Raw genomic sequence first — 25691 nt, 5'->3', positions numbered from 1 at the left:
TGTGCTTGGATCGGCCCATGTCCTACGCGGTCGACCCGCGCGTCGACACCTATATCGACGCGCTGCCCAGCTGGCAGCAAGCAATCTGCCGGGAGGTGCGCGAGCTGGTGCACGCCGCCGATCCGGAAGTCGTCGAGACCATCAAGCGCACCGTGCAGCCGTACTTCGTGCTCGACGGCAATATCTGCGCCTTGCTCGCGGCGAAGACCCACGTCAACATCTTCCTCTACGACGGAGCCATTGTTGCCGATCCCGACGGCATCATCACCGCGGGCCACGACAACAAGACCGCCCGTACCGTCGCCGTGCGCGAGGGCGAAAAGGTCCCTGCCACACCGCTGCTCGCGATGTTCCAGCAGATCATCGCCAACAACCGCGCGGGCGGCTGGCGCAAGCTGAAACGCGAGAGCTGACGTCTCAGCCGACCGCGACGTCGAGGGTATCCGGCAGCCCGCTGGTGTCTTTCACGCCTCTGGCGGCGCGCTGGGAGAGTGCGGCGAGCACCGGCAGCCGCGCATCACCCAGTGACATGGCGTGGTTGCCGAGGTGATTGGTGACGAAGGCGACCGAAAGGCCGAGCGCGGGCATGGCGATGCCGCCGGATCCGCCGATGCCGAAGTGTCCCAACGCTTGCCGAGTCAGCCTGGTGCCGACGATGCCACGGTGATACCCGAGCGCGAAATGTGGTGCGGCGCCGAGTACATAGTCGAACCGCCCGTTCGGCGGCATCTGCGCGATCAGCCGGGTGGTCTCCGGTCGGAGCAGACGCCGATGACCGATCATGCCGTCGTTGGCGATCGCGCCGTACATCTTGCCCAGCGCCCGAGCCGTGAAAACCCCGTTCCAGCCGGGCATCATCGCATCGTAGGGCTGGTCACCGAGCGTCATGTCCGCCCAGCCGTCGTAGACCGCGCCGCGCGCCGAGTGCACCGCCCGCAGCGAGGCGAACGGGGCGATCATCCGGTCGAACGGCACGCGTGCGATGCCGAGGCGCGGCGACAGCTTGGCTAGTCGATGCCGCTGGTGCTGCGGAACGCCGAAGTAGAAGTCGTTGTCGCCCAAGGGTTCCGCGAGCTCGGTTCGGATCAGCTCGGGGAACTCGCGCCCGGTGGCCCGCTGCGCGATCTCCGCGACGATCGTGCCGAAGGTGAGTCCGTGATATCCAGATGCGCGCAGCCGCAGCGGATCCGGCGCGGAGGCGGCGATGGCGGCGGCCATGGCGTCGTGGTCGAGCAGATCCGCCGGGTCGTCGAGCAGGCCGCGGGTGCGCTGCAGCCCGGCGCGATGGTTCAGCACGTCGCGAACGGTGATGGCGTCCTTGCCATTTGCCGCGAACTCCGGCCAGTACGTCGCCACGGGTGCGTCGAAGTCCAGCACGCCGCGCTCGGCCAGCCGGTGCGCGATGGTGGCTGCGACGCCCTTGCCGGTCGAGTATGACAGCGCGATCGTATCGGCGCGCCACCGCCGGTCCCGGTCCGCCCAGCCCGCCCAGATGTCGAGCACGGGTTCGCCGTGCAGGTAGACCGAGAAGGCACCACCGCCCTGCCGCTTGCGCCGGAACATCGCGAAGAACTTCGCGGCCACGGCGGTGAAGCGGTCGTCGATGAGCATGTGCCCGGTGCTGGGCGTGCTGTCCGAACTCGCCAACGGCATGAGACTCCCTTGTCCAGTACGCCTGCGAAGCCGCCGCGGTAACAGTTGCAAGCAGCTTGCTAACACCCACGGTAACGTGTATCAGTTACCGGGTGCAATGGGTCTGGGACAGTTGGAGCCCGAGTTCGGTCTAGGCCAGCGAGACCACCTTGGCCTGACCAGTGACGACGGTGTCTGCGCCGTCGACCAGCGCAACGCGAACCTGGACGGTTTGTCCCGCCGAGAGCGGCGCGTCCGTGCCGTTCGCTCCGGTGAGCAGCACAACGGCGGTTTGCCGGCTGCCGTCGCAGGTCACCGCCGTGTGAGTACCGGTGGCCGAGGGGCTGTCGGCCTGCGGGTCGCCCACCATGGCCCGAATTGCTGCCACGCCGGCCGTGGCTTCACAGGTGTAATCGACCCCGATATTGACCGGCCCGACACCACTGACGTCGATGGAGTTCTCGGCTGAGGCCACCGTGGTGGCCGCCATGAGGGCCAACGCGGTGGCCCCGATGACGGTCGCGATGCGGGCGGAATTTCGAATAGTCACCATGGATCGTCGTCCTCCTGCGTAGCGGGAACAGGTCGCCGAACACACTCAGAAGAGATCGCGGCGTGGAACCATGCCGCGGCAGAATCCTGCCTCATCGACAGGATGGTTACCCGACTCGGCGGCGCTTCAACCATGGCCGACGAGCGATGGATCGCGCACCATCGCCGCCGCGCTGTCGATGACGGCTGTCTGTCGTGTGGGGGGACAGTGCTGACACCACCCAGCGCGGCGGGGGCGTCCGCCGCGCATTCGTACTGTCAGCTGACCCGGTCATGGTTCGCCCACGGCGTCTTACAGGCGCGGATCCACCGGTTCGGACTCCAGTGCGAGCACCGCGAAGACGGCTTCGTGTACGCGCCATAGTGGTTCGCCCGCGGCCAGCCGGTCCAATGCCTCCAGTCCGAGTGCGTACTCGCGCAACGCCATCGAGCGTTTGCGGCCGAGGCCGCGCGTGCGCAGCCGAGTCAGGTTGTGCTCGCGCAGGTACTCCGGTCCGTAGATGATCCGAAGGTATTCGGGGCCACGGCATTTCACGCCGGGCTGGACCAGCCTGCCGTCGCCCGTGGCACCCTCGGCCTTCTTGGCCCCGCGCACCAGTGCTTGCCGCGGCTTGACCACCATGCCTTCGCCACCTGCTGCGGTCAGCTCGGTCCACCAATCGGTGGCGGCTGCCACGCTGTCCGCATCGGTCAGATCGACGAACATCCGCCCTGTCGGCGCGAACAGTTCGCTGTCGGCCGCGACCAGCCGGTCGATCAGCATGAGGTGCCAATCATGCTCACGCACGGCGTAATTCGATCCTTCGGCGGCGAGGATCTGGAACGGTGCGAGCCGCAGACCGGCCATGCCGTCGACCGGCCAGCAGTAGCGGCCGTAGGCGTCGGTGAAAGCCGCGGCGTCGTCCTTGCGCGCTCCAGTGCGCGCCGCCAGGGCCGCGACATCCAGTCCGCGTTCCGCCACCGCTGAAAGCACCTCGGTGGTGGCACCGAGCGCCGCCCGGGCCGCCGTGCCGACGGCGGCGTACTGGTTGCGCAGCAAGCCGATCGCCTTCGCCGACCACGGCATGAGTTCGGTATCGAGCAATAGCCATTCGCTGCGTAGCTCGTCGAAAAGACCGGCAGTTTCGGCGGCCGCGCGCACGCGGCCGAGCAGCGTCTCGGTGTGCACCGGATCATCGAAGAACGGCCGACCGGTACGCGTGTAGATCACGCCGGTGCCGCCGTCGTCCACGCCGAATCGGTCCCGCGCCGCGGAGGCCGACCGGGCGACCAGGACCACGGCCCGCGACCCCATGTGCTTCTCCTCGCACACCAGCCGGTCGACGCCCTCCGCGCGGTAATACGCGAATGCCTCCGCCGGGTGTTCCAGATAGCCCGCCAGCTCCGAGGTCGCACACGGCGACATGGTCGGCGGCAAGTACACCAGCCAGCGCGGGTCGATCGCGAATCGACTCATCACTTCCAGTGCGGCGCAGGCGTTTTCCTCCTGCACGCCGACTCGGCCGTGATAGCGGGTCTCCACGACGCGGCGGCCGATCACGTCCTCCAGGTCGAGCACGCCGGGATCCCGGTGCACCACGCCGCCGGCGGCAGCCGACACAACCGCGTCGACCGCAGCTACTGTGGGCTCCAGCGGCCGCATCGGCTCGTACCAAACCGCCTCCGCCGCAACTGAAACCGGCTCGCGCTCCGGGTAGCGCAACGCGGACAGCCTGCCGCCGAACACCACGCCGGTGTCCAGGCACAGCGTGTTGTTCACCCATTGCAGGTCCAGCACCGGGGTGTGCCCGTACAGCACGGTTGCCCGGCCGCGATAGTCGTTGGCCCACGGATAGCGTACCGGCAGACCGTATTCGTCTGTCTCCCCGGTGGTTTCGCCGTACATGGCGAAGTACCGCACCCGCCCCGACGCCCGCCCGTGGAACTCTTCCTTCAGCCCCGCGTGCGCGACGACGAGCTTGCCGCCGTCGAGCACATAGTGGCTGACCAGCCCGCGGCAGAATTCGTGGGCCGCCTTGCGGAAGACCTCGTCCTCGCCGTCGAGCTGGGCCAGCGACTCGGCGAGGCCGTGTGCCACCCGCACCTGCTTGCCGTCGAGGGCGCGGACGAGCTTGTTCTCGTGGTTTCCGGTGACGCACAGCGCCGTTCCGGCCGCCACCATGCCCATGACCAGGCGCAGCACGCCGGGGGTGTCCGGCCCGCGATCGACCAGGTCGCCGACGAACACGGCGGTACGCCCCGCCGGGTGCCGCGCGCCGATTGCCCGGCCCGCGTCGTCGCGTTCGAGGACATAGCCGAGCTCGCCGAGCAGCGTTTCCAGTTCGCTGCGGCAGCCGTGCACGTCACCGATCACATCGAACGGCCCGGTGAGCTCGCGCTTGTCGTTCCACGCCTTCTCGTCGACGATGGTCGCCGCCTCGATGTCGGCCACGCCGCGCAGCACGTACACCTTGCGGAAGCCCTCACGCTCCAGTCCGCGCAGGCTGCGCCGCAACTCGCGCTGCTGCCGGACCACCACGTGCGCGCCGAGCGAGGCCCGGTCCGGGCGCGCCGAATTGCGTTCCAGGCACACCGAATCCGGCACGTCGAGCACGATCGCCACCGGCAGCACGTCGTGTGCGCGGGCCACCGCGATCAGTTCCTGCCGCGACTTGGCCTGCACGTTGGTCGCGTCGACCACCGTGCGCAGGCCGCGCCGCAACCGGACGCCCGCGATGTGGTGCAGTAGCGCGAACGCCTCGGCGGTGGCCGACTGATCGTTCTCGTCGTCGCTGACGATGCCGCGGCACGCGTCGGAGGACACCACCGCGGTCGACCGAAAGTGCTTGCGCGCGAACGTGGATTTACCCGAACCGGTGCTACCGATCAACACCACGAGGGACAGCTCGGGCACCGAGAGCTCTGCCATCACGCCACCCCTTCCCGAGTAGAAACCACGGCGACCGTGGCATTGTCGAACTCGACCTTGCTGAATACTGCCATTTGGGTGGGCGCCCCGAACTCCGCGTCCACCACGCCGATCGGCACGAACCGCACGGAATACCCGTACCGGGCCGCCACGCCGTCGGCCCATGCCGCGAATTCGGCACGGGTCCACTCGAACCGGTGATCGGCATGCCGGAAAGCACCGGCCGCCAACCCCTCGAAGCGCACATTGACCTCCGCGTTCGGCGTCGTGACGAGCACCGCCCCCGGTGCCGCCGCCGCGAAGACCGCATGCTCCAGCGCACCGAGACGCGGCGGATCCACGTGCTCGATGACCTCCATCAGCACCGCGGCGTCATAACCGCGCAACCGGGCATCGGTGTAGGTGAGCGCGCCCTGCCGCAGTGTCAGCCGTTGCGCTACGCGTTCGGGCATGCGCTCGAGCCGTAGCTTGCGTTCAGCGATATGCAGCGCCCGCATCGATACGTCTACACCGACGATCTCGGTGAATATCCTGTCCGACAGCAGCTCTCGCAACAGCGTGCCCTCGCCGCAACCGAGGTCGAGCACCCGTCGGGCACCGACCTCGTGCAGCGCGGCACGCACCGCAGCGCGCCGTGCTACGGCCAACGACACTGTGCCCGGGGGAGTTTCAGCCAAGTCGGCTGCACCGGTCGCTGCCAGGTCGGACCCGCCGGTCGCTGCCAGGTCGGACCCGCCGGTCGCTGCCAAGTCGGGCACACCGGCCGCTGCCATGTCAGGCACGCCAGCGGCTGCCATGTCGTGCGCACCGGCCGCGTCCGTGTCGGTTACGCCAGCCACGGTCATTTCGTGCGCACCGGCCACTGTTGAGGCGAGGTCCGCCACGTATCCCGCGGCGATTTCACCACCACCCCGTGGATCAGACGCTGATGTGTCGACTCGTCCGCCCGGCCCGGCTGCGGCCTTACCCGCAGTGTCGATTTCGGTTGAATCGCCTTCGGTGACTGGCCGTGTCTGGGCCGATCCGCTCTCGCCGGAAGCCACTTGTGCTGGCGCGGAGCCGGTTTCGGATCTACCCGCCGCAAGGTCGCTGGACGCTACCGCCTCCGCGTCGTCCACTTCCTCCACCGCGTCCAGCAACTCCGGCTCCACCTCATCCAACTCGGCCAACCGAGCCAACGCCGTCCGCACGAGCGACTGCCGTCGCGCCAGATACCGTCGCGTGATCCATCCGCGCTCCGGATGCTCGGCCAGCCATCCACCACCCGCCCGGATCAGCTTGTCGACCTCGTCGGCGGCCAACCAGTAGTGCTTCGCCCCGTCCAGGACCGGCAGCAACACGTACAGGTGGGAGAGCGCGTCCGCCAACCGCACGGTCCCAGACAACTCCAGTCGCAGGTAGTGCGAATCACCCCACTCCGGGAACGCCGGATCCAACGGCAGGGGAGTGGCGGTCACCGCCCAGCCGAGTGGCGCGAATACCCGCTCCGCCACCTCCGCCCCGCCTCGGCACGGTACGGCGGGCAACTCGATGCGCAACGGCAGCGCGGTCTGCGCCAGCTCCGGGCGCAGCGTGCAGCGCCCGTGCAGCGCGGTGCGGAACACCGCACCGATCGCGACCGACAGCAGCGACGATGCCGCGTACGGCCGATCGTTGACGTACTGGCCGAGACTGAAATCCGGTGTCCCGCGCGAACGTCCGCGCACCAGCCGGATCGGATCGATCTCCAGCACCAGTGCCACCGTGCACCGGGCGGCGGTCGCTTCCGGGTACACGACATGTGCTGTGCCGTAGGACTGTTCGAACGCCTGCACCCGGTCGGGATTCTTGTGCAGCAAGAACCCCAGGTCGGTCGCCGGCCAGTCGGCGTCCTCCGGTGGTGTGCAGGTGATCGTCAGGAGCATGCAGCGATCGTCGCCCAGTGCCGGGACCTGCGCAAGGAAGTTTCATTCCCGTAGCAGGCCCCGGCATGGTTCGCTGCCGTTATCCGTAGTAGGTGCGGTGGCGCAGGCCGGCCTGGATCCGCCCGGCGAGCACGCCCGCGTGCAGGGTCCACAAACCGCGCGGGACGCGGTTCCTGGTGAGCGGAATGAACGGATTGTGCAGCAGCACAAGCACAATCGAGAACCACGTCGCCCGGAACGGCAATCGTGGGCAGCCGGCCGCCCGATGCTTGACGTACACCTCGACGGCGCCGCGCCCGTAGTTGAGCGCTTGCCGCCAGGTGTCGCGGTAGGTCGTGCGTAGCCGGTATGCGACGAGAGCATCCGCCGAATGGCCCAGGCGCAACCCAGCTTCCTGTAGCCGCCAGCTGATGTCCACGTCGTCGCCGCCGAAGAGGCTCTCGTCGTATCCGCCGATCTTGTCGAAGGCGGCGCGCCAGTATCCGGCGTTGTTGCCGTGCGCATAGGGCAGGTAATGCGTGGGGAAGCCGTCCTCCGGCGCGGGCATCGGTCGCCAGCGAGCCACCTCCGGGGTGTTGATTGTCGTCACCTCCACGGCGCCGCTGACCGCGTCGTAATCGGCGGCGGTCCGCACCATCGCGCTGAGCCAACCGGGATGCACGCGATCGTCCTGGTCGACGAAGGCGAGGAAGTCACCGCGGGCCAGCGCCGCCCCATTGTTGCGGGCGTACGACGGACCTGGTGTGGCGGAGCTGGCCACGTAGCGCAACCGCAATCGCGCGGTCAGCGGATGTCCGTCGATGTGCTCGGCCAGGCTGTCGCTGGAGCCGTTGTCGCTGATCACCACTTCGTAGGGCCCCTGGTAATCCTGTTCGGCCAGGCCGTCGAGTTGTTCGTCCAATTCCGGCAGTCCGTTGAACACCGGGATGATGACCGAGACGAGCTCGGGCTTACGTGCAGGTACGGCTGACGCCGACATCGATTTCCCCCTTGGGCCTCGACGAAGACGCAATCGAGCAGAACGAGCACGTGGACCGTCCCGCCCGACGGCATCGAGGAACTTGTTGGCGAACTACCCTTCACCGCAACACTTTTGAAGGTGTTCTCGGACAGCGAAGTATACGCCGGTGTTCACACTCAGCGGGGTCAGTACGGCCAACTCCAGTCGGCGACTTCGGGAATGTCCTCGCCGTGCTCCCGGGTCCAGGCCCGCGCCTCCCAGCGTGCGTCCACCATTTCCTGACGCAACCCGGCGGCCCGCTCGCCCAGGCTCGGCACCCGATCGATGACGTCCATCACCAGGTGGTACCGATCCAAATCGTTGAGCATCACCATGTCGAACGGTGTGGTGGTGGTGCCGCGTTCCTTGTAGCCGCGCACGTGCAGCCCGTCGTGGTTGGCCCGCCGATAGGTGAGCCGGTGCACCAGCCACGGGTAGCCGTGGAACGCGAAGATCACCGGCCGGTCATGGGTGAACAGTGTGTCGAACTCGCTGTCGGGCAACCCATGTGGGTGCTCGTCCTGTGGTTGCAGGCGCATCAGATCGACCACGTTGACCACCCGGACCCGCAGCGTCGGCAGCCGATCCCGCAGAATCGCCGCCGCCGCAAGGGTTTCCAGTGTCGGCACGTCACCGGCGCAGGCCAGCACCACATCCGGGACGGTGCCGAGCTCGTCGTTGTGACCCGCCCAGTCCCAGATCCCGATGCCGCGGGCGCAGTGCTCCGCCGCGTCGTTCACCGAAAGCCAGTCCGCCTGAGGCTGTTTGCCCGCCACCACCACGTTGACGTAGTGCCGGGACCGCAGGCAATGGTCGTAGGTGGACAACAGGGTGTTGGCGTCGGGCGGCAGATAGACCCGCACGATCGAGGGCTTCTTGTTGAGCACCACGTCGAGGAAGCCGGGATCCTGGTGGGTGAACCCGTTGTGGTCCTGGCGCCAAACATGCGAGGACAGTAGATAATTGAGGCTCGCGATGGGCCGCCGCCACGGCACCCCCGCGCTGGCGTCGAGCCACTTGGCATGCTGGTTGAACATGGCGTCGACAATGTGGATGAACGCCTCGTAGCAGGTGAACACCCCGTGCCTGCCGGTGAGCAGATAACCCTCCAGCAGCCCCTGGCACATGTGCTCGGACAGCACCTCGATCACCCGGCCGGTGCGGTCGAGTTTCTCGTCGTACTCATCGATCTCGGCCTGCCAGTTGCGGCCGGTCACCTCCAGGATGTCCTGGAGCCGGTTGCTGGCCAGCTCGTCGGGCGCGAAGGTGATGAAGTTGTCCGGGTTGTTCCGGGTGACCTCGCGCAACCAGGCGCCGAGCACCCGGGTCGCCTCGTGCGAAGACCCACCCGGTGTGGCGACTTCCACCCCGAAATCGCGCCAGTTCGGCAGGTTCAGATCACGAACGAGCCTGCCCCCGTTGGCAATCGGATTCGCGCTCATCCGCTGGTCGCCCTCGGGCACCTGATCGAGCAGCTCCGATACCGGCCTGCCGAGCTCGTCGAACAACTCCTCCGGCCGATAGGACCGCAGCCACTGCTCCAGTACCGCTCGATGGCTGGCGTCGGAACGCGCACCGGGCAGCGGCACCTGATGCGCGCGGAACGTGCCCTCGACCGGATCGCCGTCCACCACGGGCGGACAGGTCCAGCCCTTCGGGGTGCGCAACACGATCATCGGCCACACCGGCCGCGCACCATCGCTGCCGCTGCGTGCGGCACGCTGGATCTGCGCGATGCGTTCCATGCAGGTGTCGACCGCGACGGCCATCGCCTGGTGCACCGCGGTGGGGTCGCTGCCCGAGACGACGATCGCCTCGTAGCCGTACCCGCGCATCAGCGAAACCAGTTCCTGCTCCGGAATACGCGCCAGGATGGTCGGATTGGCGATCTTGTACTGGTTCAGCGCGAGGATCGGCAGCACCGCGCCGTCGCGCGCCGGGTTGAGGAACTTGTTGGCGTGCCAGCTGCCGGCCAGCGGCCCGGTCTCCGCCTCGCCGTCACCGATTACGCAGAACACCGTCAGGTCCGGGTTGTCCAGCGCCGCGCCGAAGGCGTGCAGCAGGGAGTAGCCGAGTTCGCCACCCTCGTGGAACGAGCCGGGCGTCTCCGGCGCGCAGTGGCTGGGCACCCCGCCGGGCCAGGAGAACTGCGCGAACAGCGCACCCATGCCCCCGGCGTCCTGCGGAATATGGCTGTACAGCTCGGAGTACGTGCCCTCCAGCCAGCCGCAGGCGTTCGGCCCCGGCCCGCCGTGGCCGGGTCCCGCCACGAAGACCGCGTTCAGCCCGCGCTGCCGGATCGCCCGATTGGCGTGCACCCACACCAGGTTCAAACCGGGCACGGTGCCGAAGTGCCCGAGCAGTCGCGGTTTGATGTGTTCGGCCTGCAGCGGCTCGCGCAGCAGCGGATTGGCCATCAGATAGATCTGCCCGACGGCGAGGTAGTTCGCGGCTCGCCACCACGCGTCGATCGAGGTCAGTTCGTCGCGGTCCAGCGGGCCAGCGATATCCGTCAGCCGATAGGGCTGCGGGGCGACGCTCTCGCCGCCCGCGCTGCCGACATTGTCGGCCGAGGTATCGCCACCCGCGCTCGCCATGTGGGTCATGCGCCGACTCTCCTCGTCGTAGGGGGAGATTCCACTTGTCAGCGTAACGGCAGTCCGACGCGCGCCGGGCGACTCGGACATTCGCCGCGAGGATGGTCTAGGGTCCGCCGCATGCACACACTCGGCAGGATCATCGGGATCGGCACCATGGCCGCGGCAGCGTTCACTCTGGTCGCCTGTGGGTCGGACGACAAGGCGTCCTCTACTCCTTCCACTACCGCTCCCGCGAAGAGCCTCTCCCCGACGGCACCGGCTGCGCCGGCCCAGAGCAAGGGCCGGGAATGCACCGCGGAGGACATCGGCGTGAGCGGCGACTTCGGTTCCGCACCGAAGATCACTATCCCGGACAACTGCGATCCGCCCAAGACGCTGATCACCAAGGACCTGATCCAGGGCAGCGGCCCCGGCGCCGCCTCCGGCCAGCCGCTCACCATGAACTACGCGCTCGTCACCTGGTCGAACAAGCAGAAGAAGGACAGCTCGTTCGACCGCGGCACCCCCTTCCAGCTCACCCTCGGCGGCGGCCAGGTCATCCAGGGCTGGGACGAGGGACTGGTCGGCGTGCAGGAGGGCACCCGCAGGCTGCTGATCGTGCCGCCGGACCTCGGCTACGGCGCGGGCGGTCGCGGTATCGCGCCGAACGAGACGCTGGTCTTCGTCACCGATGCGGTATCGGTGGGGAAGTAGCGGCCCGAAAAGCGGCCGAGTGCAGCCCGCCCCGGCCGGTCAACTAACCTGGTCGGGATGCGTACGCCGCGTCCCTCGCCAGCCCGGCGGGTGCCGGGGTCCCGGTAGAAGTCCGGGCCGACGGGGGATCGCGTCTCAACCAGAACAGACGACGAACAAGGAGCATGTCCGTGAAGAGCACCGTCGAGCAGCTGAGCCCGACCCGGGTCCGGATCAATGTCGAGGTGCCCTTCGAGGAACTGAAGCCGGACTTCGACCGCGCGTACAAGGCACTCGCCAAGCAGGTCAAGATCCCCGGCTTCCGTCCGGGCAAGGCGCCGGCCAAGTTGCTCGAGGCGCGTCTGGGCCGCGGCGCGGTGCTGGAGCAGGTCGTCAACGACGTGCTGCCCGGCCGCTACAGCGAGGCCGTCACCGCCGCCGACGTGAAGGTCATCGGCCAGCCCGAGATCGAGATCACCAAGATCGAGGACGGCGAGGAGCTCGCGTTCACCGCCGAGGTCGACGTGCGCCCGGAGATCACGCTGCCGGAGTACGAGAACATCGCGGTGACCGTCGACGCCTTCACCATCGGCGACGAGGACATCGAGGAGCAGCTGCAGTCGCTGCGCCAGCGCTTCGGCACCCTCACCGGTGTCGAGCGCCCGGTCCAGGACGGCGACTTCGTGTCGATCGACCTGTCGGCGACCGTCGACGGCGAGGACGTGCCAGAGGCGGCCACCACCGGCCTGTCCCACGAGGTCGGCTCCGGCCAGCTCATCGAGGGCCTCGACGAGGCGCTGATCGGTCTGGCCGCCGGTGAGTCCAAGGACTTCACCTCGACCCTGGTGGCCGGCGAGCACGCGGGCAAGGAAGCCGTCATCAAGGCCACCGTGCAGTCGGTCAAGGAGCGCGAGCTGCCCGAGGCCGACGACGACTTCGCCCAGCTGGCAAGCGAATTCGACACCCTCGACGAGCTGAAGGAAGACCTGCGCAATCGGGTCGAGCGCAGCAAGAAGGTGCAGCAGGCCGGCGAGATCCGGGACAAGGTGCTGGAGACCCTGCTCGAGCAGGTCGAGGTGCCGCTGCCCGAGGCCGTCGTGCAGGCCGAGATCGACGCCGTCACCCACGACGCGGTGCACGGCTTCGACCACGACGAGGCCAAGCTGGCCGAGGCACTGGAGGCCCAGGGTTCCAGCCGCGAAGAGTTCGACAAGGACGCCAAGGAGTCCGCCGAGAAGTCGGTGCGCACCCAGTTGCTGCTGGACGCCATCGCCGAGGCGGAGAACACCCAGGTCGGCCAGGAAGAGCTCACCGAGCGGATCCTGTTCCAGTCGCAGCGCTACGGCCTGGCGCCGGAGCAGTTCATCCAGCAGGTGCAGCAGGCCGGCCAGCTCGGCGCGATCTTCGCCGACGTCCGGCGCGGCAAGGCCCTTGCGGGTGTTGTCGGCAAGGTCAAGGTCACCGATTCCGAGGGCAATGTGGTGGACACCGCCGAAATGTTCGGTGCCCCTGAGGATTCCGCCCCCGAGGTCGAGGCCGAAGGCGTGGCCGAGGTCGAGTCGACCGAGACCGCCGCGGCGAAGGCCGAATGAGTTCTATGAAGTGGCAGCGTGATGTACAGCTCTCAGCTGGGCTGATTGCGCTGTAAGCGAAGAAGGGCGGTACCGGGAGTTCGGTGCCGCCCTGCTTCGTTAATGTTTGTGACAACGAACCAGAGATGGCCGTCGGCCAACGAGCCGGTAAGAAAAGGCAGGTATCCGTGACAGTCAATCAGGCAGGGGTCGTCATGACATCCCCGACTGCTGGTCTCAACCTCAGCGATTCGGTGTACGAGCGACTGCTTCGCGAGCGCATCATCTTCCTCGGCACCCAGGTCGACGACGACATCGCGAACAAGATCTGCGCGCAGATCCTGCTGCTCTCGGCGGAGGATGCGTCCAAGGACATCAAGCTCTACATCAACTCGCCCGGTGGTTCGGTGACCGCCGGTATGGCCATCTACGACACCATGCAGTTCGCCGAGTGCGATATCGCCACCTTCGGCATGGGCCTGGCCGCGTCGATGGGGCAGTTCCTGCTCACCGCAGGCACCAAGGGCAAGCGCCACGCACTGCCGCACGCGCGGATCATGATGCACCAGCCGTCGGCGGGCATCGGTGGTTCCGCCGCCGACATCGCGATCATGGCCGAGCAGTTCGCGCACACCAAGCGCGAGCTCAACGAGCTGCAAGCGCTGCACACCGGCAAGTCCGTGGAACAGGTCACCATCGACGCCGACCGCGACCGCTGGTTCACCGCCAAGCAGGCGCTCGAGTACGGCTTCATCGATCACGTGATCGGCCATGCGAACCAGGCCAACGGCGCAGGCAACTAGGCGCCATCCGGACTCTTTCGTCCGTTCAGCGCATCAGCCGCTTTCCCACACAGACTTTGGAGACGAAGATGGCCAACCAGTTTGACCCACGCGCAGGCCTCGGCGGTATGGCACCGCAGGGCGTCCAGTCGCGCTACATCCTGCCGTCGTTCATCGAGCACTCGAGCTTCGGCGTCAAGGAATCCAACCCGTACAACAAGCTGTTCGAGGAGCGCATCATCTTCCTCGGCGTGCAGGTGGACGACGCCTCGGCGAACGATGTCATGGCGCAGCTGCTCGTGCTGGAGTCGCTCGACCCCGACCGCGACATCACCATGTACATCAACTCGCCCGGTGGTTCGTTCACCTCGCTGATGGCCATCTACGACACCATGCAGTACGTGCGTGCCGATGTCGCGACGGTCTGCCTCGGCCAGGCCGCCTCGGCCGCGGCCGTGCTGCTCGCCGCCGGTACCCCCGGCAAGCGCGCCTGCCTGCCCAACGCCCGCGTGCTGATCCACCAGCCGTCGCTCGAGGGTGGCATCCAGGGGCAGGTGTCGGATCTGGAGATCCAGGCGGCCGAGATCGAGCGCATGCGTCGCCTGATGGAGACCACGCTGGCCCGCCACACCGGTAAGGACGCGGATCAGATCCGCAAGGACACCGACCGCGACAAGATCCTCACGGCCGAAGACGCCAAGGAATACGGGATCATCGACCAGGTGTTCGATTACCGCAAGCTCAGCGCGCAGAAGAAGTGATCGCGTCGTGCGAATCGCCGACCCCGGCGGCGATTCGCCCGTAAATTGCTGTACCCCAGGGATTTCCGGCCGGGAAGTGCGCCCAGTGGCGTGCTGCCCGGCCGGACTGCTCCAGTGACACGGCGGACCCGGAAACGCTCGGGCCCGCAGCCCCGATGAAACAAGCGGCCGGCGCATGAAATGGCTGCTGAACGGACGTAACGCGCTTCGGTGTCGTGAGAACTCGCACAACCCGGCGGAGAAACATGCTCGAGTTGTCGACCTCCATCGCACACACCAGGTACGGTCAACCTAGGGACCTTTGCTCCCGGTTGACAGCACTGCCTCACCCGCCGGAACCGGTCGATGCGTTTGCGATCACAGCCGGTGGCGCGGACAAGCAAGGCGGCAGATAGCTGGCAACCTGGACGGACGGTTGCACGCGGACAAGGAAGTAGGGACCCACGAGATGGCGCGCATCGGAGATGGCGGCGATCTGCTCAAGTGCTCGTTCTGCGGAAAGAGCCAGAAGCAGGTCAAGAAGCTCATTGCGGGACCAGGGGTGTACATCTGCGACGAGTGCATCGATCTATGCAACGAGATCATCGAGGAGGAGCTCGCCGAGTCCAGCGAGGTCAAGCTCGACGAGTTGCCCAAGCCCGCGGAGATCCGGGACTTCCTGGAGAACTACGTGATCGGGCAGGACACCGCCAAGCGCACCCTCGCGGTGGCCGTCTACAACCATTACAAGCGCATTCAGGCCGGCGACAAGGGCCGCGACAGCCGCGGCGAGGTCGTCGAACTGACCAAGTCGAACATCCTCATGCTCGGCCCCACCGGCTGCGGCAAGACCTACCTCGCGCAGACGCTGGCCAAGATGCTCAACGTCCCGTTCGCCATCGCCGACGCGACAGCGCTGACGGAGGCCGGGTATGTCGGCGAGGACGTCGAGAACATCCTGCTGAAGCTGATCCAGGCCGCGGATTACGACGTGAAGCGCGCCGAGACCGGCATCATCTACATCGACGAGGTCGACAAGATCGCCCGTAAGAGCGAGAACCCGTCGATCACCCGCGACGTCTCCGGTGAGGGCGTGCAGCAGGCGCTGCTGAAGATCCTGGAGGGCACCCAGGCGAGCGTGCCGCCGCAGGGTGGGCGCAAGCACCCGCACCAGGAGTTCATCCAGATCGACACCACCAACGTGCTGTTCATCGTGGCGGGCGCGTTCGCGGGTCTGGAGCGGATCGTCTCCGAGCGCACCGGCCATCGCGGCATCGGTTTCGGCTCCGAGGTCCGGTCCAAGTCCGAGATCGACACCGCCGATCACTTCGCCGAGGTGATGCCGGAGGATCTGATCAAGTTCGGTCTGATTCCCGAGTTCATCGGCCGTCTGCCGGTCGTCGCCTCGGTGACCAACCTGGACAAGGAATCGTTGGTCAAGATCCTCTCCGAACCGAAGAACGCGCTGGTCAAGCAGTACGTCCGGCTGTTCGAAATGGACGGGGTCGACCTCGAGTTCACCACCGACGCCCTCGAAGCGATTGCCGACCAGGCGATCCTGCGCGGCACGGGTGCTCGTGGTCTGCGCGCCATCATGGAGGAAGTCCTGCTGCCGGTGATGTACGACATCCCCAGCCGCGACGACGTCGCCAAGGTGGTCGTCGACTCCGACACCGTCACCGAGAACGTGCTGCCGACCATCGTGCCCCGCAAGGCGCAGCGGGCCGAGCGCCGGGAGAAGTCGGCGTAGTCCCCTCGACAGAGCTGAGAGAAGCCATCGCGCAGTGCGCGGTGGCTTCTTTCGTTCCAGCAGGAAATAAATCTGCACCAATGAGGTGTAGGTCTGATGTGGAATGGGTAACCCGGATTCAGGGTTGAGCGAACAGCCTAGTTCTGGTGCTCATTGTCAGCCCGGGACGCAACGCATTGCCGGCAACAGACGTCAATTGCCGTGCGCGACAGGACCGAGATCCGCATGTCGTCAACTCTTGCTACTCCTGCAAGCCCCGCAACCACCACATCGAGACCCGACCCTAGGGCGAGTCGAGGTGTGGCACCGAGTCGAGCAGTGTTGCCGAGTCGTACCGAACCGGAAGCTCGATTGCGTGTTTCCGTGACCGCGCCGAGCGACACAGTCACGCTGTGCGCCATCGCGGGTGAAGTGGATTTCTATACCGCCGACCAGTTCCGGTCCCAACTGATCGGCTCGCTGAATACCGCAGCACCCCTGGTGGTCGTCGACCTGTCCCAGGTGACGTTCTTCGGCGTCGCCGGTCTACACGTGCTGATCGAGGCGCGAACCTGGGCTGAGCACACCGACCGCCGAATTCGCCTGGTCACCGGCCCTCCTTGCGTCGACCGGCTGCTGGCGGTAGCAGGCGATTTCGTCGCCTTCGACACCGCAGCCAACCTCGCCGAAGCGCTGCTCGGCGCCGCCTAGTTATCGAGACACGGCGGCGGTCACTACGATTCGATCATGTTTGCCCGCCGCCGCCTCGAGCGGAAGATTGATGCGCTGCACTTCAAAACGGACCTGATCCTCCAGCATCTGGGGATCCAGGAGCTGCCGCCCATGCCCGCCGAACCGGTCCGGGCTGTGCCCTCCCATGCTCGACCCGCATCCTTCAGCTTCGCCGAGATCGACGCACTTCTGGCTGATGGCAAGAAGATTCATGCGATCAAGCGGTATCGGGAGCTGACCGGCTGTGGTCTCAAGGAAGCCAAGGACGCTGTCGAACAGCGCTATCCGTACTGAGTTGTCGCGCAGGCGAATTGGGTTGCCGCGCAGGCCACGGCTGGAGAGCGCTGATTTTCACTACAGCGGCACCGGCCGCTCGTGCACCACATGCTTCATCACCAGCGTCGACGTCAAGTGCTGCACACCAGGTAGCGTGGCCAGCTTCTCGTCGTAAAGCTGTTGGAACGCAGGCAGATCCGCCGCGACGATGCGCAGCAGAAAATCCGGATCCCCGAACAGTCGTTGCGCCTGCAACACATGCGGTATCTCCGCGACCGCCTGTTCGAACGCGGCCACCGTCGTGCGATCCTCCTGGCGCATGGTGACGAAAACCAGCGCCTCGAACGTCAACCCGACAGCCGCCGCGTCGACCAGCGCGCGGTAACCGCGGATCACACCCGTTCGTTCCAACTCCCGCAGCCGCCGGTGACACGGCGACAGGCTCAGCCGTACCCGGGCGGCGAGTTCGGTGATCGTCAAACGCCCGTTGTGCTGTAGCTCCGCAAGAATCTTCCGGTCGACACGATCCATGCAGAAGATCCTTCCACAAACAGCCACTCAGCTGCGAAAACTTGGAATCACCTCCCCGTCGATCCCGCCTATTCTTCCTGCGGGTATTCATTCGAAGGGAGCAGCTCCGCATGGCAGTCGGGTACATCGCCGCGTTCTGGACCGTGTCGGTCCTGCTGATCCTCGTGCCCGGCGCGGACTGGGCCTACGCGATCGCCGCAGGTCTGCGCGAACGTTCGGTGCTGCCCGCCGTCGGAGGACTGCTACTCGGTTACGTCGCATTGACCGCGGTCGTCGCGGCCGGTGTCGCCGCGGTCGTCGACCGCAATCCCGTTGTGCTGACCGCCCTTACCGTCTTCGGCGGCCTCTACCTGATGTGGCTCGGCGGCACCACACTCGCCACCGCCAGCACCCCCGCCGCCCTCCCCGAACAGACCAACCCCGCCCCGTGGGGCGCGAGCGTCCTGCGCGGCATCGGCATCAGCGGCCTCAACCCCAAAGCCATCCTCCTCTTCCTCGCCCTGCTCCCACAGTTCACCGACCGCACCGGCTCCTGGCCCCTAGCCGCCCAAATCGGTACCCTAGGCCTCATCCACACCCTCAGCTGCGCCGCCATCTACCTCTGCGTCGGCACCCTCGCCCGCACCGTCCTCCGCGCCCGCCCCGCCGCCGCCCGCCTCGTCACCCGCATCTCCGGCATAGCCATGATCCTCATCGGCACCCTCCTCCTACTGGAACGCCTGCTGTGAGCTGCGCCGAGTGGGTTCAGCGGGGCGGCGGAAAGTCACCGATAGATTTTGTTAACGGATTGTGGGGGAGGGGCGATGTAGTGGTTGTGGGGTTTCTTTCGGTGTCCCTCGCTGCCGCGGATATCGCGGGTTCCGACTGTGTCGGCGGCGTGGTGGGCGCTCCGGTTTCCTCCGGTAGGTAAAGGGTCGCGGGTGACAACACCTGCAGGCATCCGCGGTTCGTGCGATCCCTGCCCCGAGGTTGGCTTCGACGGCAACCTTGGGGCAGTTTCATGTCCAGGGGACTGTCAGCCCGGCTGGCACGGTGTGTCGGATTCGGGGATTCGTCCGTGGACGAGATAGTCCACCGCGATGGTGCGGGCGCACGAACTGGTGCCGGGGATCGCCGCGGGAAATCCCTTGGGTCGTTGCGGCAGCACGAGGTGACCGGGTGTGCCGACCACGGTGATCAGCCGTGCGGTGGGGATCAGCGCGCGGACGGCGCGGGCTCCCGAGATCGGCGTCACCGGGTCCTTCTCGTTGGCGATGAGCACCGCGGAGCCGATCTTGTCGTAGCCCAGCGGACTTGTGCCGGTGTGGGATTCGGGCCAGAACGCGCACGCGACGGTGAAGTTCATGCCGAGGTAGGTCAACGGTGCGCGAGTGGCGAGTTGTCGTGCGGTGTCGACGATGTGGTCGAGGTCGTGGCTCCATGCGCCGATATTGCAGTTGCGAGCGGTCCACCAACCGACGCGTGAACCGGCGGCCAAGACGTCCTGGGCGAGCTCCTCCAGCAGTCGCGGGATCCGAAATGCCATGGCGGCGTTGAGCTGTGCGGCAGGCGTGGGATTGTCGACCGAGGTGCGCAAGGTCAGTAGTTTGCGTTCCAGCGCCTCATAGGGGCTGTTGTCGACGCCGAAGAAGAGAGTGTTGAGGTCGTTGCCGCTGAAGGTTCGATCGAACGGCAGTGGGATCGGGTGCGCGGTGAGGTCGGCGCGCAGCTTTCGCAGCGCCGTGAGAACTGCGTCGGTGTTGTCGCCGAATACTGTGCCGCGTGCGGCGAGCCACGGTGCGAACCGCTGCTCGATCACGTTCTGCTGGCGCAGGACTCGTTCGGCGTAGGCTGCCGCGCTGGACACGGTCGGGTCGACTACCGAGTCGAGGACCACGCGGTCGAGGCGATCGGGGAAGGTTCGGGCCAGTTCGGCTCCGAGCAGGGTGCCCTGGGAAACGCCGAGGTAGCTCCAGGTCGGGGTGCCCAAGAGTTCGCGTACCAGGTCCAGGTCCCGGACGGTCTGCCAGTAGGTGATGGTTCCGGCGGTACCGGCCGGGGTGCGATCGACGCATGAGTGGACCCAATCGCGGGCCTGCCCCAGCTGGAGTCGCACCGATTCCGTCGAGAAGTCCAGCACGTCGGTGCGGTCGTTTCGGCCAGTGCCGAGGAGCAGCGGATCGCCCGAAACGTTTGCGTCGCAAACCTGGTCGGTGCTGGACAGGCGGGTGCCGCGCGGATCGAAACCCAGCAGGTCATAGGTGTCCAGCAGTTCGGGAATCGCGGCCGCCCACTCGGCCGGGTTGATCAACGAACCGGCCCCCGGACCGCCCGGGCTGGTCAGCAACTGACGTGGTCGGGCTGCTGGCTGTCGGGCGGGCAATCGTGAGATCTCGAACGTCGCAACCGGACCGGCGTCGGGTTGCGTCCAATCCAGTGGGGTGCGGACCGTCGCGCAATCGAGCCCGTCGAGCAAGGGAGCGCGAACACCGGCCTCCGGATTGCCGTTCGCGGCGGCGATCAGCCCCGCCTCGATGCACGGCTTCCAGTCCAAGCGCTGGTTGGCGATCTCCGCGGGGATCTCTGGTGCGCCAGTGGGGTATTCGGTGAAACGTGCTGGCGCCGGTGCGAATTCGAGATTGTACGAGTCGCTGTCCGCCGAGGCGTGCCCGGCCGCGACCGACAGGACAACCGCCAGCAACGGCAGCACGATGACAGGTCGCCGCGTTCGGCGCATGGTATCCCCCTCCACCCCAATGGGCCGGGCGCCAGTCTAATCAGAGATGAGCCTGGATCGCGTCCGATAGGACTCCCGTGTGATCGTCGCGTCGGCTGGCAATTCCGAGAACCCGACACTCGCATTACGCTGTAGTGCAACGGTTTCGACCGACAGCAGGGTCCCCATGGAACAGCTTCCGTCAATCCTCAGTGCGATTGCCGCCACCTTGGCGGCGATCCTGTCGTTCGGAACGCTGTACGTCACGGGTCGACGTGAACATCGGCGCTGGCTGCGAGACTCCCTGGTGGAGGCCTATGTGGAGTACGTGGAGGCAAGCTTCGCCACGCGCTCGCCGCGGACGCTGGAACTGCGTGCGGCGGACGACCACGCCGGACTGGTCGAGCAGAAGGACAGTTCCGACGCCGCCTGCAGGCGCGCGATGACGAGCCTCTCCAGACTGCGTCTGATCGCTCCGCGCGAGGTCGTTGCCGCCGCCGAGCAATTACATTTCGCGGATGTCGACGCGATGACCGTGGCGTTCAACGGCCCTGTCCCACCGGACGAAACATGGCACGTCGCGCGTCGACACCAGCAGGAGTGTCGAGACCGGTTCATCGGCGAGGTCCGGAAATCGTTGGGCGTGGGGAAACCGGCGGACATCAGTCCCGGCAGGTCGTGGCGGTACAGTCCGCGATCCTTGAACCCGTAGATGTGCCGACACTGCATATTGCGGACCGATCCTGTCCGCTAACGCTGTCAGGATTGCGCCATGAACGCAGACGAACTCGACTGGAACCAGACGCTGCGCGAGCAGTGGGAGTTCCACTGGAATCATCAGATCCGCGCCCGGCTCGAAGGCCTCACCGATGACGAGTACTTCTGGTCACCGGTCCCGAACGCGTGGAGCGTGCGACCGCGCGGCACCTCGACGGCGCCCGTACAAGCCGGTGCCGGAGATTTCACGATCGACTACGCCTTCCCCGAGCCGATCCCCGCACCGTTCACCACGATCGCCTGGCAACTCGGTCACGTCATCGTCGGCGTGCTCGCCGCCCGCAACGCGGCACACTTCGGCGCACCGGCGGCGTCCTACGAAACCTGGGAATACGCGGGCACCGCGACCACCGCGCTCGACCAACTCGAAACCCAGCTCGACACCTGGTTGACCGGAGTGCGCAGCCTCGGTGCCGACGGACTCGGCGTTCCGGTCGGCGAGAAGGAGCCTTACCCGGAGCTGCCCATGGCCGCTCTCGTGCTGCACATCCACCGCGAACTGATCCATCACCTGTCCGAGGTCTGCCTGCTACGCGACCTCTACCTCCACACTAAAACCGCCACCGGATAACTACGGATCACCGAAATGGTGCGCAGGCAGCAAGAGAAGTAGACCTACCAGGTCCGGTCCGTTTCCAGCAGCCGTCATCCCCCGCCACTGCCGACAGGTGAACAAGGTGGGCCCACTGCGGAACCTGCCTGTCGCGGATGGCTTCCGCAGTGGCGCACCGCCGCCGAACAACCATGCGATCGAATTCGATCCATCCGTCTGCGCGTCGGCAACGAATAGGTGGCGTCGTCGGTTTCCGCCGCGGCGTCCGAGTGCCGCGGTTCTTGCTCGTGGTGCCCGAACGCGTTCCGGACCGCCGCGACTCGCACGAACACGAGGGGTAGCGGGTCGGCGGTACGTGTCGCCGGCGCTCCCGATCGTGGCAGCCGCCCACCCGATCGACGGCTGCTTGGAGCTCGTCCCGTGAAAGGAGAGGTTCTGCGTTGGGTAACGAAGGATCGATGGAACGGAAGTCACCGGATACTCGTGGCGACAAGCGTGGCGGTCCGTTCGCAGTCGGCACCGCGCTGCTGGCAGTGGCTTCCGTCGGCTATGTCGTGCTCGCCGCACCGGGCACGGAGGCCGTCAAGGGCGCGGCCTCGATCGTGCCACAGGACAAACCAGCGAACGGCCGAGTATTCGTAACCCGTTGCTAGTCATACCGTTCGGACCCGCCGCGTTGTCTGTGTTGCAAAGGTGACTGCGCTGCACCTCGGTCGATGCCGACACCAGTTCCTCGTGATCATCCGACCAGCGGCCAGGGTTGATAAGTGGGTGTGGACCGCACTGATGGTGGTGCAGAGTTGCGGTGGGGTGGTTGGGGTTGGCACTATTGCGGCAGCATGCCGGATTTTGATTGTATTCGGGACAGCCTGGAGGGTTTGTCTGTTGGTGATGCGCTGGGTGCGCAGTTCTTTGTGCCTGGTCGGTCTGTCAGTGAATTGATTGCCGGGCGACCGCCGGCGGGGCCGTGGGAGTGGACTGACGATACCGAGATGGCTTGTTCGGTGTATTCGGAAGTTTGTCGCCATGGGCGGGTTGATCAGGATGCGCTTGCGGCGGTGTTCGCCGATCGTTGTGAGCCTTATCGGGGTTACGGTGGGGGCACAGTTGTTGTGCTGCATGAGATTCGGGATGGGCGGCCGTGGCGGGAAGCGGCGGGGGCCGGTTTCGGGGGGCGCGGGTCTTGGGGGAATGGGGCTGCGATGCGGGTGGCTCCGCTGGGGGTGTACTTCGCTGAAGATTTGGATCGTGCGGCGGGGGAGGCGGCGTTGTCCGCGGAGGTTACGCATCGGCATCCGGAGGCGATCGTGGGGGCGATGGTAGTTGCGGTCGCGGCCGGTTATGCTGCAATGACTCGTGGGAAGGGTTGTGCGCCAAGCGAATTGCTGGACGTGGTCGAGCCGTATCTGGTTGACGGGCGGACGGCGGATGGTGTGCGGCGCGCGCGGAAGCTGTTGGGGCGGTCGGTGGGCGAAGCGGCGTATGAGCTCGGGAATGGTGCGGAGGTCAGCGCGCAGGACACGGTGCCGTTCACGTTGTGGGTGGCCGCCAGCTTTCTCGATGACTATCCGGGGGCTGTTACCGCGTGTGTGGCGGCCGGTGGGGATGCGGACACTACGGCCGCGATCGTTGGGGGGATTGTGGCGGCGCACACGGGGGTGGGGCGGCGAGGGGAGATGCGCGGGGTGCCGGAGGACTGGTTGGCGGCGCGGGAGCCGCTGCCCGCTTGGGTGACAGAGTGACGCAAATGTGAAGCGCCCTCGGATATTTCAGTAAGCCGATCCGAGGGCTGGTCACTGGACGCGTTCAGAGCTGGGGGTGGTTGAACTCCCCATCGACGACTGCGGTGGTGAAAGCGTTCCACTCGCCAGGAGTTAAGGTCAGGGCGGAACTGTTGGGGTTCTTGGAGTCTCGGACACCGACCGTGCCAGCAGAGAGGTAGGTAATCCCTCCGCTGTCCTTACTAGCTGACAGCAGTTCACTACCTGTAGAGCAGGATAGGTGGACGTTCACGCAGAATGCTCTCTTGCTATCTGGCGGATCAAATTCCTACTCGCAACCGCATCCAACGCCGCATGCTCGATGGCGGCGTGCAACTTGTGGTATTCCGCGACGTCTGTTGGCTCCTCGAGGTACATGTTGCCGATGATTCCCTCCAGGTAGACCACTGTGGGCTCGGTCGGCATGCCGGTTGCCGTGGTCCCGAATTCCAGGATCACAAAAGAACCGTTGCCCGCTCCACGGGGAAACCCAGCACTGAAGGGCAGCACTCGGATGCTGACGTTCGGCCGAGTGGACATGTCGGCAAGGTGGCGCAGCTGTGCGGCCATAACCTGCGTACTTCCCGCCACACGGCGCAGCGCGGCTTCACCCACCACGGCGGAGAGAGTCAATGGCCTGAGCTTGCGCGTCACGTTGTTTTGCCGCTGCCGCTTGAGCTGGATCCAACCTTCATGCTCGCTCACAGTCTCGTCCGGATAGCTGGCGAACAGTGCACAAACGTAGTCTTCAGTCTGTAGCAGGCCAGGAATGAGCTGTGGCTGGAAGGTTTTCAGCTCCAGTGCGGATGCCTCCAACTTGACGTAGCCATTGAAGTGAATCGGTGCGCGGTCCGTCACTTGATACCACCACGTCTTTGCACTCGACTGGCGGGCAAGGAGGACCAAGAATCCGGCAAGGTCGTCCGGAATCCCGTATAGATCGCATGCTGCCTGGATGTCGCGCACATGGACTCGGCCGTTCAGCCCACGCTCCAGGCGTTGGAGGCTGCTCGAACCGATCTCCAGGAGTTCCGCAGCCTTCTGTTGGCTCAGCCCCGCACGTGTGCGCCATTCGATGAGATACCGACCGAGTTGCCTTCGCGGCAGAGTAGATCCGGTTTCCGGCATGAAGTCCTCCCCACTTCGGGCGGGCCGTTCGACCCGCATCGGGTAGATCATGGCAACTGCCGCGGGAGGTTTGCTGGGGATTCGGGGGAGTTCATTCGGGCCGCCCGAAGCCGCACACATCGCCACCTTGGCAGGTGTTTTGTTGATGTGCGCCCGGTCGACGCGGTTAGGGAGTCCACCTCAAACCTAACAGTTTCGTTGTCGGCCGGGCGCACCCTTGAAACGGCGATGCGAGTCGAGGCCTTTGATGGACAACCTGATGTTCGCTGACACACCAGCTTCTCGCTGCGCCTATTACCGGCGCACGTGTGGCCTACCGGTGAGTATTCGCCCGGAGGTCGGCCGAATAGTTCTGCGAGCGGGCATCGTCGGGGCGGTCACGATGCCTGCACTGCTCGGTCAGCGCGTCCGTGACGACATGGTGCATCGCCGAAACAGCCTCGGGCCGATCGTGTCTCACTTGCGGTCCAGGCGGTGGACGTTCCTCTGCCGACCCGACCTGCCGAACGACTTGTCCCTCTCCGCGGAATTGCTGCGCCTCAATGTCACCCTGGTGCCGCCGGGCGCCGAAATCGCGCTCCCTGCACCCATCGACACCCGAACCGGTCACCGTCATTGGGTAGTTCCGCCTCGGGATACCTTTCGTCCTTCCGGGCTGACCGTCCTCGCCGCGTTGCGCTCCTGTGCCCCAAGGAACCCTCGATGCTGACCGATCCATTGCCGCCGAAACATCAACTGCTGCAAGCCTGTCGGGGCGATCAATCGGTGGACCATCCGCTCCTGCGCTTGGCGCGCGAGCTATCGGACCTACACGAACAACGGTTGTATGCCGCCCGGGAAACCATTGCCGACCGCAGGCATATCGATCAAATCGACGTGCGGCGCGCAAGATTGGTGCGCGACATCGATCGCTGGGTCACCCTGCAACTACCGCCTTCGCACGGTGCCGCGTACATCCATACCGAGACTGTCGGAGCCGTGATCGACCGTCTTGCCCAGTTCACCGCGTGCGCCTTCGCGGCCTTGGCGAGTGCATCGCAGTGGGAGCTGGGTGATGCTTGGGAACAACTCGCCGAATTAGCCGTCGGTTATGACGATTTGGCCGCTGAGGTGTGTGCTGGACGCAGACGCCTACCGGGCGGACCGTAG

At 66.2% G+C, this 25691-nt stretch carries 24 protein-coding genes; 14 read left to right on the top strand and 10 right to left on the bottom strand.

The annotated features are described in order from the left end of the window. Positions 1-17: 17 nt before the first annotated feature. On the top strand, positions 18-413 hold the full coding sequence (locus tag IBX18_RS33970; RefSeq protein ID WP_194837559.1) for a DUF1801 domain-containing protein: 396 nt from the start codon (positions 18-20) through the stop codon (positions 411-413). 4 nt (positions 414-417) lie between these two features. On the opposite strand, the gene IBX18_RS33965 is transcribed toward IBX18_RS33970, so the two are convergent. The 6 genes from IBX18_RS33965 to IBX18_RS33940 form a co-directional block, all read right to left on the bottom strand. Further along, a complete protein-coding gene (locus IBX18_RS33965) occupies positions 418-1653 on the bottom strand; it encodes a serine hydrolase domain-containing protein (protein WP_194837558.1) in 1236 nt (411 codons plus the stop codon). 130 nt (positions 1654-1783) lie between these two features. Next, a complete protein-coding gene (locus IBX18_RS33960; RefSeq protein WP_194837557.1) occupies positions 1784-2185 on the bottom strand; it encodes a hypothetical protein in 402 nt (133 codons plus the stop codon). Positions 2186-2476: 291 nt separating this feature from the next. Next, positions 2477-5092: a polynucleotide kinase-phosphatase gene (locus IBX18_RS33955; RefSeq protein WP_194837556.1), complete on the bottom strand. Its 2616-nt coding sequence runs from the start codon at positions 5090-5092 to the stop codon at positions 2477-2479. Continuing rightward, complete coding sequence (locus tag IBX18_RS33950) at positions 5092-6996, bottom strand: 3' terminal RNA ribose 2'-O-methyltransferase Hen1 (RefSeq protein ID WP_194837555.1); 1905 nt, start codon at positions 6994-6996, stop codon at positions 5092-5094. Before IBX18_RS33950 ends, IBX18_RS33955 begins: the two co-directional genes overlap by 1 nt. A gap of 79 nt (positions 6997-7075) precedes the next feature. Then, entirely contained in the window at positions 7076-7975 is a 900-nt protein-coding gene (locus IBX18_RS33945; RefSeq protein ID WP_194837554.1) for a glycosyltransferase family 2 protein, read from the bottom strand. Between the two features lie 167 nt (positions 7976-8142). Further along, entirely contained in the window at positions 8143-10602 is a 2460-nt protein-coding gene (locus IBX18_RS33940) for a phosphoketolase (RefSeq protein ID WP_228542190.1), read from the bottom strand. 111 nt (positions 10603-10713) lie between these two features. Between IBX18_RS33940 and IBX18_RS33935 the strand changes: the two genes are divergently transcribed. The 7 genes from IBX18_RS33935 to IBX18_RS33905 all read left to right on the top strand — a co-directional run bounded on the left by IBX18_RS33935 (position 10714) and on the right by IBX18_RS33905 (position 17116). Further along, positions 10714-11289, top strand: coding sequence for an FKBP-type peptidyl-prolyl cis-trans isomerase (locus IBX18_RS33935; protein ID WP_194837553.1), 576 nt, complete (start codon positions 10714-10716; stop codon positions 11287-11289). Positions 11290-11459: 170 nt separating this feature from the next. After that, on the top strand, positions 11460-12860 hold the full coding sequence (gene tig, locus IBX18_RS33930; RefSeq protein WP_194837552.1) for a trigger factor: 1401 nt from the start codon (positions 11460-11462) through the stop codon (positions 12858-12860). Positions 12861-13054: 194 nt separating this feature from the next. Continuing rightward, a complete protein-coding gene (locus tag IBX18_RS33925) occupies positions 13055-13642 on the top strand; it encodes an ATP-dependent Clp protease proteolytic subunit (protein WP_107654765.1) in 588 nt (195 codons plus the stop codon). Between the two features lie 68 nt (positions 13643-13710). After that, entirely contained in the window at positions 13711-14382 is a 672-nt protein-coding gene (locus IBX18_RS33920; RefSeq protein WP_107654766.1) for an ATP-dependent Clp protease proteolytic subunit, read from the top strand. A 448-nt stretch (positions 14383-14830) separates the two neighbouring features. Then, a complete protein-coding gene (gene clpX / locus IBX18_RS33915; protein WP_107654767.1) occupies positions 14831-16111 on the top strand; it encodes an ATP-dependent Clp protease ATP-binding subunit ClpX in 1281 nt (426 codons plus the stop codon). 363 nt (positions 16112-16474) lie between these two features. Next, a complete protein-coding gene (locus tag IBX18_RS33910) occupies positions 16475-16801 on the top strand; it encodes an STAS domain-containing protein (protein WP_306796532.1) in 327 nt (108 codons plus the stop codon). Between the two features lie 36 nt (positions 16802-16837). Then, a complete protein-coding gene (locus IBX18_RS33905) occupies positions 16838-17116 on the top strand; it encodes a 50S ribosomal protein L7/L12 (RefSeq protein ID WP_194837550.1) in 279 nt (92 codons plus the stop codon). Positions 17117-17176: 60 nt separating this feature from the next. Here the strand turns inward: IBX18_RS33905 and IBX18_RS33900 are convergent, their stop codons facing one another. Next, entirely contained in the window at positions 17177-17629 is a 453-nt protein-coding gene (locus IBX18_RS33900) for an Lrp/AsnC family transcriptional regulator (RefSeq protein WP_107654769.1), read from the bottom strand. A 110-nt stretch (positions 17630-17739) separates the two neighbouring features. Here IBX18_RS33900 and IBX18_RS33895 point away from each other — a divergent pair, with 110 nt between their 5' ends. Further along, positions 17740-18357 carry a LysE family translocator gene (locus IBX18_RS33895; protein ID WP_194837549.1) on the top strand — a complete coding sequence of 206 codons (618 nt, stop codon included), beginning with the start codon at positions 17740-17742 and terminating at the stop codon, positions 18355-18357. 287 nt (positions 18358-18644) lie between these two features. Here IBX18_RS33895 and IBX18_RS33890 read toward each other — a convergent pair whose 3' ends face one another. Beyond that, positions 18645-20345 carry an alpha/beta fold hydrolase gene (locus tag IBX18_RS33890; protein ID WP_194837548.1) on the bottom strand — a complete coding sequence of 567 codons (1701 nt, stop codon included), beginning with the start codon at positions 20343-20345 and terminating at the stop codon, positions 18645-18647. A 166-nt stretch (positions 20346-20511) separates the two neighbouring features. Between IBX18_RS33890 and IBX18_RS33885 the strand changes: the two genes are divergently transcribed. The 4 genes from IBX18_RS33885 (at position 20512) to IBX18_RS33870 (ending at position 23396) form a co-directional block, all read left to right on the top strand. Next, positions 20512-21036: a hypothetical protein gene (locus IBX18_RS33885; protein ID WP_194837547.1), complete on the top strand. Its 525-nt coding sequence runs from the start codon at positions 20512-20514 to the stop codon at positions 21034-21036. 60 nt (positions 21037-21096) lie between these two features. After that, complete coding sequence (locus tag IBX18_RS33880) at positions 21097-21672, top strand: DinB family protein (protein ID WP_194837546.1); 576 nt, start codon at positions 21097-21099, stop codon at positions 21670-21672. Between the two features lie 440 nt (positions 21673-22112). After that, complete coding sequence (locus IBX18_RS33875) at positions 22113-22307, top strand: hypothetical protein (RefSeq protein WP_194837545.1); 195 nt, start codon at positions 22113-22115, stop codon at positions 22305-22307. Positions 22308-22493: 186 nt separating this feature from the next. Further along, complete coding sequence (locus IBX18_RS33870) at positions 22494-23396, top strand: ADP-ribosylglycohydrolase family protein (protein WP_194837544.1); 903 nt, start codon at positions 22494-22496, stop codon at positions 23394-23396. Between the two features lie 64 nt (positions 23397-23460). On the opposite strand, the gene IBX18_RS33865 is transcribed toward IBX18_RS33870, so the two are convergent. Together IBX18_RS33865 and IBX18_RS33860 are read right to left on the bottom strand one after the other, a co-directional pair. Further along, a complete protein-coding gene (locus IBX18_RS33865) occupies positions 23461-23667 on the bottom strand; it encodes a DUF397 domain-containing protein (protein ID WP_194837543.1) in 207 nt (68 codons plus the stop codon). Beyond that, positions 23664-24542: a helix-turn-helix transcriptional regulator gene (locus IBX18_RS33860; protein WP_194837542.1), complete on the bottom strand. Its 879-nt coding sequence runs from the start codon at positions 24540-24542 to the stop codon at positions 23664-23666. The genes IBX18_RS33865 and IBX18_RS33860 overlap by 4 nt, the downstream gene beginning before the upstream one ends. A 702-nt stretch (positions 24543-25244) precedes the next feature. Here IBX18_RS33860 and IBX18_RS33855 point away from each other — a divergent pair. Continuing rightward, positions 25245-25691: a DUF4254 domain-containing protein gene (locus IBX18_RS33855; protein ID WP_194837541.1), complete on the top strand. Its 447-nt coding sequence runs from the start codon at positions 25245-25247 to the stop codon at positions 25689-25691.

It is taken from the genome of Nocardia sp. XZ_19_369, from assembly GCF_015355715.1.
In the GTDB taxonomy this organism is placed as follows: Bacteria; Actinomycetota; Actinomycetes; order Mycobacteriales; family Mycobacteriaceae; genus Nocardia.
This window is presented reverse-complemented; position numbering and strand designations above follow the sequence as displayed.

What these genes read in the sequence shown, in the direction of transcription:
- IBX18_RS33970 (WP_194837559.1), top strand. Translation starts at nt 18, where the DNA reads ATGTCCTACGCGGTCGACCCGCGCGTCGACACCTATATCGACGCGCTG.
- IBX18_RS33965 (WP_194837558.1), bottom strand. Translation starts at nt 1,653, where the DNA reads ATGCCGTTGGCGAGTTCGGACAGCACGCCCAGCACCGGGCACATGCTC.
- IBX18_RS33960 (WP_194837557.1), bottom strand. Translation starts at nt 2,185, where the DNA reads ATGGTGACTATTCGAAATTCCGCCCGCATCGCGACCGTCATCGGGGCC.
- IBX18_RS33955 (WP_194837556.1), bottom strand. Translation starts at nt 5,092, where the DNA reads ATGGCAGAGCTCTCGGTGCCCGAGCTGTCCCTCGTGGTGTTGATCGGT.
- IBX18_RS33950 (WP_194837555.1), bottom strand. Translation starts at nt 6,996, where the DNA reads ATGCTCCTGACGATCACCTGCACACCACCGGAGGACGCCGACTGGCCG.
- IBX18_RS33945 (WP_194837554.1), bottom strand. Translation starts at nt 7,975, where the DNA reads ATGTCGGCGTCAGCCGTACCTGCACGTAAGCCCGAGCTCGTCTCGGTC.
- IBX18_RS33940 (WP_228542190.1), bottom strand. Translation starts at nt 10,602, where the DNA reads ATGACCCACATGGCGAGCGCGGGTGGCGATACCTCGGCCGACAATGTC.
- IBX18_RS33935 (WP_194837553.1), top strand. Translation starts at nt 10,714, where the DNA reads ATGCACACACTCGGCAGGATCATCGGGATCGGCACCATGGCCGCGGCA.
- IBX18_RS33925 (WP_107654765.1), top strand. Translation starts at nt 13,055, where the DNA reads ATGACATCCCCGACTGCTGGTCTCAACCTCAGCGATTCGGTGTACGAG.
- IBX18_RS33920 (WP_107654766.1), top strand. Translation starts at nt 13,711, where the DNA reads ATGGCCAACCAGTTTGACCCACGCGCAGGCCTCGGCGGTATGGCACCG.
- clpX (WP_107654767.1), top strand. Translation starts at nt 14,831, where the DNA reads ATGGCGCGCATCGGAGATGGCGGCGATCTGCTCAAGTGCTCGTTCTGC.
- IBX18_RS33905 (WP_194837550.1), top strand. Translation starts at nt 16,838, where the DNA reads ATGTTTGCCCGCCGCCGCCTCGAGCGGAAGATTGATGCGCTGCACTTC.
- IBX18_RS33900 (WP_107654769.1), bottom strand. Translation starts at nt 17,629, where the DNA reads ATGGATCGTGTCGACCGGAAGATTCTTGCGGAGCTACAGCACAACGGG.
- IBX18_RS33895 (WP_194837549.1), top strand. Translation starts at nt 17,740, where the DNA reads ATGGCAGTCGGGTACATCGCCGCGTTCTGGACCGTGTCGGTCCTGCTG.
- IBX18_RS33890 (WP_194837548.1), bottom strand. Translation starts at nt 20,345, where the DNA reads ATGCGCCGAACGCGGCGACCTGTCATCGTGCTGCCGTTGCTGGCGGTT.
- IBX18_RS33885 (WP_194837547.1), top strand. Translation starts at nt 20,512, where the DNA reads ATGGAACAGCTTCCGTCAATCCTCAGTGCGATTGCCGCCACCTTGGCG.
- IBX18_RS33880 (WP_194837546.1), top strand. Translation starts at nt 21,097, where the DNA reads ATGAACGCAGACGAACTCGACTGGAACCAGACGCTGCGCGAGCAGTGG.
- IBX18_RS33875 (WP_194837545.1), top strand. Translation starts at nt 22,113, where the DNA reads ATGGAACGGAAGTCACCGGATACTCGTGGCGACAAGCGTGGCGGTCCG.
- IBX18_RS33870 (WP_194837544.1), top strand. Translation starts at nt 22,494, where the DNA reads ATGCCGGATTTTGATTGTATTCGGGACAGCCTGGAGGGTTTGTCTGTT.
- IBX18_RS33860 (WP_194837542.1), bottom strand. Translation starts at nt 24,542, where the DNA reads ATGCCGGAAACCGGATCTACTCTGCCGCGAAGGCAACTCGGTCGGTAT.
- IBX18_RS33855 (WP_194837541.1), top strand. Translation starts at nt 25,245, where the DNA reads ATGCTGACCGATCCATTGCCGCCGAAACATCAACTGCTGCAAGCCTGT.